Genomic DNA, 9,350 nt, shown 5'->3' with positions numbered 1-9,350 from the left:
ATCTCGCGCAGCGTATCGATGACATCGCTGATGCGCACCGCGTGGTCGTGCACGTCGCGGATATACAGCTTCACTTCGTCCGGGAACAGCTCGCCCTGGTAGCGGCGCAGCTGTGCCAGTACATCCTGCAGAGGCGCCACCGCCATCCGCATCTTGTTCAACTCGCGCTTGAGCTCATACAGGCGCACCACCGTGCTGCGCTTGTAGCTGTCGGCGAAGATGTCCTTCTCCAGCAGTTCCAGGGTGTCGCGGAAGCGGTTGGTGATGGGCAGGTAATTGTCGACCACGAAGTCGGCCACGGCGTACAGGCAGTACGAGGGGCCCATTTTCAGCAGCTGTGGTTCGCGCTCCACGCGCGCGCGCACCGGTGCGTACGAGAGCGAGGCGCCATGGCGAACGGTCACCAGGAACCGTGGGCCGAGGAAGGCGTGGGTCTCGCCGTACTGGATGCGCTCGTCAACCATCTGCGCGGTGGTCACCACCACGAACAACGAGTTGCCGTAGGCCTCCACCTTGGGGCGCTGGTGCGCGTTGCGCGCATCTTCGACGGCCAGGTCGTGCAGGCAGAATTCTTCCTGCAGCTTCAGCAGTACATCTTCGTTCGGATCGTACAGGCCGACCCAGACGAAACCATTGTTGCTGGCGATGACATCGCTGATCGCATCCAGGCTGATGTCGTGGCGTTTGCCGTCGTCATCGTAGTGGACGCAGTTGATGACGCAGGTGGGATTGGCTGCGGCGGAGGCGGCAGCAGGGGCGGGCAGTGGGGCGGGCAATGACATGCCCGCCATCGTGCGTCAGTGCTGCGTTTCCGACAAGTGAGGACGGCGCCCCAGCGCCCAGGCCAGCGCCGCGTGGACCGGCAGCAGCAGCACGATCCACTGCACGTTGTACTGCGCCTGCAGGCTCAGCCAGTGCAGCACCAGGGCAGCCACGGCCTGCACCGCCACCAGCCACAGCACGATCCTGAACATGCGGCCGGGCACGCGCCGCCGCAGCAGGCTGATCGCCCCCGGCAACAGCAGCACGCACAGCGGCGACAGCAGCAGCAGGTTGCGGTTGGCCCAGGCAGCGTAGTGCGTGCTGAAGCCCCACAGGAACACCAGCAGGCCACCGGCGATGGTGCACAGCAGCCACAGCGGCAAGGCCAGGCCGGCCAGCAGGCGCGTACGCCTGCGTAGCGCCAGCACGCCGACCGCAATCACCAGGCCACACAGCAGCCACGGCCACCAGTGGCGCGCGAATTCCTTCGGTTCGGGATCGATGCGGTGCGGCAGCAGTTCCTGCTCGGACTGCACCAGCGGGCGGCCGTCGCTGTTGCGGGCCTGCCGCAGGGCATCGGCCAGGCGCATCGGCACGAAGGCTTCCTGCCAGCGCGACAGCGGTTGGTCRGCAAACGGACCCAGGCCGATATCGAAGCCCAGCCACATCCACGGGGCCGGGGACGCCAGGCGTACCGACTCGCTGCGATAGGTGTTGCCACGCGAACGGCCCGACAGCTGTGAATGCAGGCCGCCGCCCAGTGCCTTGTCCAGCGTGTCGCGCACCATCGTCGCGCAGTTGGCGGTGTAGTAATCGTAGTGGTAGCGCGCATTTTCCGGCTTGGCCCGTTCGGCCAGGTCGGCGGCCAGCGAGCGTGCCTGGTCAGGGGTGATATCCAGCCACTGCACGCTGGCACCGCGGCCGGTCTCGTCGTAGTACGACAGGTCCTGCTGCAGTGGCAGCGCCACCAGGTAATACATCATGTCGCCACGCACGAAGCGGCCGATGAAATCCTGTTCGGACGGATCGAAGTAGCCGAAGTTGTACGAGATCGCCTCGCCGCTCACCGGGTCCAGCACGACGATGGCATCGTGGCCGAAGCGCTCGAAGAACACGGTGCCGGGCTGCATGGTGACCACACCAACGCGCGGGGCAGGGGCATCACTGGCCGTCGAAACGACCGGCGCCGCCGCCTGCGCGAACGCGGTCAGTGGCAGGGTCGTGGCCAGCACGCAAAGTGCCAGCCACACCGTCAGGATCAGGCCACGGTGCTTCAAGCGTCGTCCTGCGCGTCCGGTGCCAGCACCGTTACATGGAAGGCCTGGACCCGGCGCGCATCGGCGCGGGCTACGCGGAACATGAAGCGGTCCAGCGCCAGTTCGTCACCGACTTCCGGCAGATGGCCCACCGCTTCGGTTACCAGGCCACCGATGGTGTCGTAGTCCTCATCGGAGAAGGTGGCACCGAAGCGCTCGTTGAAATCGCCGATCGGCGTGAGCGCATCCACCACGTACTGGCCATCGGCCTGGATGGCGATCTGCGCCGAGAAGTCCTCGGCCTCGTCGTGTTCGTCGTCGATCTCGCCGACGATCTGCTCCAGCACGTCCTCGATGGTGACCAGGCCGGCGACACCGCCGTACTCGTCCACCACGATCGCCATGTGGTTGCGCGACAGGCGGAATTCCTTCAGCAGCACGTTGAGCTTCTTCGCTTCCGGAATCAGCACCGCCGGGCGCAGCAGCTCACGCACGTTGCCCGGACCGTTGTCGGCAACCACGCCGCGCAGCAGGTCCTTGGCCAGCAACACGCCAAGGATGTCGTCCTTGTTCTCGCCATGCACCGGAAAGCGCGAATGGCCGGACTCGACGACCTGCTTCATCAACTCCAGGAAGGGCGCCTCGACCGGCAGCGAGACCATCTGCGAACGCGAGATCATCACGTCGCCCACGGTCAGCTCGGCCACCGAAATGGCACCTTCCATCATCTTCAGGGTATCTGCGGCGATCAACCCTTCTTCCTGCGCGGTGTGCAGGACAGCGACCAGCTCGTCGCGGGTGTGGGGTTCGCCGGAAAAAGCAGACGTCAGGCGTTCAAGCCAGCCGCGCTTCTTTTCGCTGTGCTCCACGAAGGAGCTACTACTGTCGTCTTCTGACATCTCTGGAAAAAAGGCACCCGGCAGGCCGGGCGATGACCCAAGTCTAGCAGGATGTGGGGGCCTGTCAGTGACCGTCGGCCGCCGGGGCGGTGGCGGCCGGGCCCTCGTCCTCGGCCGGCAGGTCCAGGCTGTAGGTGCAGCCGGCCAGAGTCCTGCCGGGGTGGCTGGCGACGGTGGATACGCTGAGGATGATCGACTCGATCTGCGCCTCCCCGGTCTTCGGGTCCGTCACATCGCGGCTGACCAGCTCGCGCCCGGCCATGAACTTGCCGTCCTGGTCGTAGCCGATCTCCAGGGCCAGCTGCTTGGCCAGCGGCCGCGGATCGGCCTGGTCGAGCACGGCCATGATGCTGGCGCCGGCCACGGCCACACGCTCGGTCTGCTGGCCGAACACGGTGATCGGGCTGGCCAGGCGGTACTCGCTCATGAACTGGTTGCCCTGCGGCAGCGGCTGCAGGCCATGCGCCACGGCCTTCAGCGGATCGGCCAGCAGCGGTGCCAGCGCGGCGTGCTCGGCCACGCCCTGGCGGCATTCGATCAGCGCAGGGAGGTCCAGTGGCGCGGCGGAAGCGGTGGAGGCAACGAGTAGCAGGGGCAGGGCAGTACGCAGCAGCACAGGCGAGGTTCCGTGGTAGAGCCGAGCCCATGCTCGGCTGCATTCTGGTCGGTTCTGCGGGGCGCATGGCCCACTGCGCCCGAGCATGGGCTCGGTCACGCAGGGGCTGGCCCGGTTTCAGCGCTCGCCCGCGTACGGGTCGTCGATGCCGAGCTCGGCCAGGATCTCGCGCTCCAGCTGTTCCATCGCCTCGGCTTCCTTGTCGTCCTCGTGGTCCCAGCCGAGCAGGTGCAGCACGCCGTGCACGGTCAGGTGCGCGTAGTGGGCGTTGAGCACTTTGCCCTGCTCCCCGGCTTCACGCGCCACCACCGGTGCGCAGATCACCAGGTCGCCCAGCAGCGGGAACTTGACGCCCTTGGGCAGGCCCTCCGGCACGTCGGCCGGGAAGCTCAGCACGTTGGTGGCGTAGTCCTTGCCCCGGTAGTGCCGGTTCAACGACTGCCCTTCCTTGCTGTCGACCACGCGGATGGCCAGGTCGGCCTCGCGGATGCGGCCCTTCAGCGCAGCCGCCACCCATTTGCGGAAGCTGACGGCCGAGGGCAGCCCGGCACGGGGCAGGGCGTAGTTGACGGCTACATCGAGGCGGACGGGACCCTTGGTCATGGCAACACCGGCATTTCAGATCGAACAGGAGGTCACAGTATCGCGCGTGTCGCCGTTCACTGCGACTTCCAGTCGCCGGCTTCGTAGGCGATTTCGATCACCGACGCCTTGGCCGCACGCGCCTGGATATCGGCATTGCCGGTCGATGCGTGGCAGTTGTAGCCGTTCTGCAGGGTCACCTGTCTGGCCAACTGGATTGCCCCCTGCTCCGGCGCTGCATCGGGATCCACATACAGGGTAGTGTTGGCACAGCCGCCTACGTTGGCCACTTCCAGTGCCGGAATCAGCCTGCGCGTGGCGCGATCAGCGAGGACATCGAATGCCTCGCGTGGGAGGACGGACTGGTTGGCCGAGATGCGCAGCTTGAAGAAATGCAGCTGTTTATAGAACAGATAGCCATTGGAATGCAGCGGCTGGTTGCTGGACACCTGCAGCAGGCCCAGGCGCAGCTTCTCGCCTCGGACCTGCTCTGCCTTGGCAATGGCCTGGATCACCGCCGCGTCGATGCCATTGGCACCTTTCGCAGGAACTGCTTCGGCCGACAGCGGGAAGGGCTCCTGTCCCAGCTCCTGCAGGTCCGCGTAGATGCCGGACGCAACCGCCTGCCTGAGGTCCGCCTGCAAGGCCTGCATGCCGCGGTCCACGGCAACCTGCGGGTCCAACCGGCCCGCCGGATACACGAAAACACTGATCGCCGCCTCCGGGTTCAGGCGGCTGCGGTAACTGAATCCGGCCCCCGCCAATCTGTCGTCCGGGTTGTAACTGCTGCGCACCAGCGTGAAATCCTCCACCTGGTAGGGAGCAATCACATAACTGGATTCAACGTACGCCCGCGCTTCGGCGGCGGGCGGGGGAGAGGCGAGTGCAGGGACCGGCCCGAGGGCCAGCAGGCACAACGACAGCAGCAGACCCGGGCGAACCATGACACGTCCTTATGTGCACAGGAGCCCGGAGTGTAGTGTCATTCCGCTCCAGGTTGAATCTGGTGCAGGTCGCGGCGGTCGTAGGCACTGACGATGCGCGCCACCAGCGGGTGGCGGACCACGTCGCGGGCTTCGAAGAAGGTGAAGCTGACGCCCTCCACGTCGCGCAGCACGTCGATCGCATCGCGCAGGCCGGACTTCACATGCTTGGGCAGGTCGGTCTGGGTCAGGTCGCCGGTGACCACGGCGGTGGAACCGAAGCCCAGACGGGTCAGGAACATCTTCATCTGTTCGATGGTGGTGTTCTGCGCTTCGTCCAGGATCACGAACGCATCGTTGAGCGTGCGGCCGCGCATGTAGGCCAGCGGCGCGATCTCGATGACGTTCTTTTCCAGCAGCTTGAGCACCTTTTCCACGCCCAGCATTTCATACAGGGCGTCGTACAGTGGGCGCAGGTACGGGTCGACCTTCTGGCTGAGGTCGCCGGGCAGGAAGCCCAGCTTCTCGCCGGCCTCGACCGCCGGACGCACCAGGATCAGGCGCTGCACGCGCGATTCGTTCAGTGCTTCCACCGCGCTTGCCACGGCCAGGAAGGTCTTGCCGGTACCGGCCGGGCCGATGCCGAAGTTGATGTCGTGGCTGACGATCTGGTGCAGGTAGCGGCTCTGGTTGGAACCCCGGCCGCGCACGGTTCCGCGCTTGACCTTGATCGCCACGTCCTGTGCTTCGTAGGAGCGGTCGGCGATCTGTTCGATGTTGGCCGCGTTCAGCCGCAAGTGAATGGCGTGGTTGTCGAAGGTGGTCTCTGCGGCTTCTTCGTACAACGCCTCGATCAGTTTCTGCGCCTCGGCGCTGGCCTCGGCCGGGCCGCTGATGCGGAACACGAAGCCGCGGTTGGCGATTTCCACGCCAAGCTTCAGTTCGATCTGGCGAAGGTGGCCGTCGAACGGGCCGCACAGGTTGGCCAGCTGCGCGTTGTCTTCCGGCGACAGGGTGAAGTCTCGATGCTCGATGCTTTTCATTGCTTGGGGTGGGGCGGGGTCGCCGTCCACCGCGATGGAGTCAGGGACGACAAGGGTAACGCGCAAGCCGGCATGACGACAGTTCTCCACACCGGGTGTGGACCGGCGCCGAAGAAACCTGTGGATAGACCTTCGCAGTGCTTGTGCCACAAGGAAGATGATGCGGTGGTGAAAATTGTGCCAGTGCCTGCAGGGTTTTCCACATGCGGTGTGGACGGTGTTGCCACGAACCTGTGGATAGGTGGCAGCGAGCCTTGCGGCAGTGGCGTTGGGAGCGGCTGATCAATTATTGGCCAGCGCTGATCTGGATCATTGCGGGTGCACAGGGAGCATGGCACCGTGGCGCCATCGCAGGAGGTGGCGCATGGCCGTGGGCACGTGGGTGCGCAGGATGGGGTTGCTGGGCAGCTGCCTGCTGGCGGGGTGCGGCGAAGCACCACCAGCAGCACTGGGTACGCTTGAATGGGACCGGATCAGCGTGCCCGCACCGGCGGCTGAAGTGATCAGTACCGTTGACGTGCGCGAGGGGCAGGCGGTCAAGGCGGGCGCGCTGCTGATGCGCCTGGACCCTGTCCGTGGCGCAGCCCAGCTCGACGCCGCACAGGCCGAAACGGCACGCGCGCAGGCACAGCTCGAGGAACTGCAGGTGGGCCCGCGTCCGGAGCAGATCGCCCAGGCGCAGGCACAGCTCACCGCGCTGCGCGCGCAGGCGGCGGAAGCCACCGCTTACTACCGCCGGGTGCAACCGTTGGCCCGTCAGCGGTTGGTGGCTGCCGCTGATCTGGACCGGGCCCGCGCGGCCGCCGACAACGCCGTGGCCAGCGTGCGTGCTGCCGAACAGGCATGGCTGCAGCTGCAGCGCGGCAACCGTCGTGAGGACATCGCCCAGGGCCAGGCCGCCTCCAGGGCGACACAGGCACAGGAGGTCGTGCAGGCCGTCAACCTGCAGAAGCTGCAGCTGCGCGCGCCGCGCGATGGCGTGGTCGATGCGTTGCCCTACAGGCAAGGCGACCAGGCACCGATCGGTGCACCGTTGGTGGTGATGCTGGTGGGCGAACGGCCGTATGCGCGCGTGTACCTGCCGCAGCCGTTGCGCCTGCAGGTGAAGGTCGGGCAGGCCGCGCTGGTGCAGCTGGACGGCGCGAATACCGTATTGAAAGGGCATGTGCGGTCGATCCGCAGCGAACCTTCCTTTACCCCCTATTACGCGTTGACTGGTGATGACGTCTCGCGGCTGAGCTACCTGGCCGAGATCGAGATCGACGACAGTGCCGACATGCAGGCGCTGCCCGCCGGGCTGCCGGTGCAGGTGCGCTTCTGAACCCGGTCGATGACATCGCCGTGCGTGCGCGGGGCCTGAGCCGCCGTTTCGGCGACCTGCTGGCGGTGGACAACGTCGATCTGCAGGTGCCGCGTGGGCAGGTATACGGTTTCCTCGGCCCGAACGGCTCGGGCAAATCGACCACCATCCGCATGCTGTGCGGGCTGCTTGAGCCGAGCGCGGGCGAGATCGACGTGCTGGGCCTGGCGATCCCGGCGCAGGCCGAGGCGTTGCGCCGCCGCATCGGCTACATGACCCAGCGTTTTTCGTTGTACGAAGACCTGTCGGTGCGGGAGAACCTGGAATTCCTTGCCGCCATCCAGGATCTGCCACGCGCGCAGGCGCGGCAACGGGTCGATGCGCTGCTGCTGGAGTATCGCCTGCAGGACCGCCAGGTGCAGTTGGCCGGCACCCTCAGTGGTGGGCAGAAGCAGCGGCTGGCGCTGGCCGGTGCGGTGATCCATGCGCCGGAACTGCTGTTCCTGGATGAGCCGACCAGTGCGGTCGATCCCGAGTCGCGTCGCGATTTCTGGGAGGCGCTGTTCGAACTCGCCGATGCCGGCACCACGGTGCTGGTGTCCACCCATTACATGGACGAGGCCGAACGCTGCCACCGGCTGGCGATCCTTGATCGCGGTGCCCTGGTAGCCGATGGCACGCCGGCCGAACTGTGCGCGCAGCTGCAGGGTCGCACCCTGGCCGTCACCACTGCGCAGCCCCGGCAGGCCAGCCGCGCGCTGGCGGCGCTGCCGGGCGTGCTCAGCGTGGCGCAGATCGGCACCGAGCTGCGTATGCTGTGCAGTGAGGGCGCGGCCGATACCGCCGTGCTGGCGCAGGCCCTTGCCACCGCCGATCCGCAGGCCAGCATCGAACCGGTGGCGCCCAACCTGGAAGACGTCTTCGTTTCCGCTACCCGTGGCCGCGGCCGGGAGCCGGCGGCATGAGCCTGCGACGGCTGTGGGCGATCATGCTCAAGGAGCTGCGCCAGCTGCGCCGCGACCGGATCACCCTGGCGATGATCATCGGCATCCCGGTGATGCAGCTGCTGCTGTTCGGCTATGCGATCAACCTCAACCTGCGGCACCTGGATGCAGGCATCGCCGACCAGGTCAACAGTGCGGCTTCTCGCGCGCTGGTGCAGGACATGGTTGCCACCGGTGTGATCGCCCCGCGCGCACAGGCCTATACGCCCGACCAGCTGATGGAGGCGTTGCGACGGGGCCGGATCAGCGTGGGCATCGTGATTCCCGCCGATTTCGAACGACGCCGCTACGAAGGCCGCGAGGCGGTGCAGGTGCTGGTCGACGGCAGCGACACGGTGGTGCAGAGTGCGGCGATCCAGTTGGCGCAGGTACCGCTGGACACGCGCCCGACCAGCAACACGCGGCCGCTGCGCGAGGGCAGTATTGCCAGCGGGCCGGTAAGCRTCATCAGCTTCTACAATCCGCAACGACGGTCAGCGGTGAACATCGTGCCCGGCCTGATCGGGGTGATCCTGACCATGACCCTGGTGATGTTCACTGCAGTGGCGGTGGTACGCGAGCGCGAACGCGGCAACATGGAGCTGCTGATCGCCACGCCGGTATCGCGCAGCGAACTGATGGTCGGCAAGGTATTGCCATACGCAGCGATCGGTCTGCTGCAGACCACCCTGGTGCTGCTGCTGGGCACGTGGTTGTTCGAGGTCCCGATCCGCGGCAGCCTGCTGGATGTCTATCTGGCCGCCGTGCTGCTGGTGCTGGCCAACCTGGCGCTGGGCCTGTTGATTTCAACCCGGGCGCGTTCGCAGTTCCAGGCCATGCAGATGACCCTGTTCCTGTTTCTGCCCTCCATCCTGTTGTCGGGCTTCATGTTCCCGTTCGCCGGCATGCCCCGGCCGGTGCAGTGGCTGGCTGAAGTATTGCCGCTGACCCATTTCCTGCGCCTGGTACGCGGCATCATGCTGCGC

The 9,350-nt window shown here is 66.4% G+C and carries 10 protein-coding genes; 3 read left to right on the top strand and 7 right to left on the bottom strand.

Annotated features, from left to right (window positions below; translation table 11 throughout):
- From AC1VAN_RS04000 to AC1VAN_RS03970, 7 genes are all read right to left on the bottom strand, one after another.
- Positions 1-791: magnesium and cobalt transport protein CorA (locus tag AC1VAN_RS04000; RefSeq protein ID WP_480985309.1), on the bottom strand; the 791-nt coding region annotated here is incomplete at its 3' end.
- Positions 792-797: 6 nt separating this feature from the next.
- The gene (locus AC1VAN_RS03995; RefSeq protein ID WP_442251043.1) at positions 798-2,039 is read right to left on the bottom strand and encodes a lipoprotein N-acyltransferase Lnb domain-containing protein; all 1,242 of its coding nucleotides are present in this window, start codon (positions 2,037-2,039) and stop codon (positions 798-800) included.
- Positions 2,036-2,917, bottom strand: a complete 882-nt coding sequence (locus tag AC1VAN_RS03990) for an HlyC/CorC family transporter (protein WP_032975685.1) — start codon at positions 2,915-2,917, stop codon at positions 2,036-2,038. The genes AC1VAN_RS03995 and AC1VAN_RS03990 overlap by 4 nt, the downstream gene beginning before the upstream one ends.
- Positions 2,918-2,981: 64 nt before the next feature.
- Positions 2,982-3,533 (bottom strand): hypothetical protein, encoded by a 552-nt coding sequence (locus tag AC1VAN_RS03985; protein ID WP_032975686.1) that lies wholly within the window; start codon positions 3,531-3,533, stop codon positions 2,982-2,984.
- A 117-nt stretch (positions 3,534-3,650) separates the two neighbouring features.
- A complete protein-coding gene (gene ybeY / locus AC1VAN_RS03980) occupies positions 3,651-4,136 on the bottom strand; it encodes an rRNA maturation RNase YbeY (RefSeq protein WP_032975687.1) in 486 nt (161 codons plus the stop codon).
- Between the two features lie 56 nt (positions 4,137-4,192).
- The gene (locus AC1VAN_RS03975; protein ID WP_235189917.1) at positions 4,193-5,059 is read right to left on the bottom strand and encodes a hypothetical protein; all 867 of its coding nucleotides are present in this window, start codon (positions 5,057-5,059) and stop codon (positions 4,193-4,195) included.
- A 38-nt stretch (positions 5,060-5,097) separates the two neighbouring features.
- Positions 5,098-6,081: a PhoH family protein gene (locus tag AC1VAN_RS03970; protein ID WP_032975688.1), complete on the bottom strand. Its 984-nt coding sequence runs from the start codon at positions 6,079-6,081 to the stop codon at positions 5,098-5,100.
- A 364-nt stretch (positions 6,082-6,445) separates the two neighbouring features.
- On the opposite strand from AC1VAN_RS03970, the gene AC1VAN_RS03965 reads away from it, so the two are divergent.
- The 3 genes from AC1VAN_RS03965 to AC1VAN_RS03955 all read left to right on the top strand — a co-directional run.
- Entirely contained in the window at positions 6,446-7,402 is a 957-nt protein-coding gene (locus AC1VAN_RS03965; RefSeq protein WP_032975689.1) for an HlyD family secretion protein, read from the top strand.
- A gap of 20 nt (positions 7,403-7,422) precedes the next feature.
- Positions 7,423-8,346, top strand: a complete 924-nt coding sequence (locus tag AC1VAN_RS03960; protein ID WP_032975691.1) for an ABC transporter ATP-binding protein — start codon at positions 7,423-7,425, stop codon at positions 8,344-8,346.
- Positions 8,343-9,350: ABC transporter permease (locus AC1VAN_RS03955; RefSeq protein WP_480985308.1), on the top strand; the 1,008-nt coding region annotated here is incomplete at its 3' end. The genes AC1VAN_RS03960 and AC1VAN_RS03955, both read left to right, overlap by 4 nt.

This window comes from Stenotrophomonas sp. 05L44_2 (genome assembly GCF_056665995.1).
The sequence above is the reverse complement of the archived record's forward strand: the minus strand, read 5'-3'. Positions and strand labels throughout refer to the sequence as shown.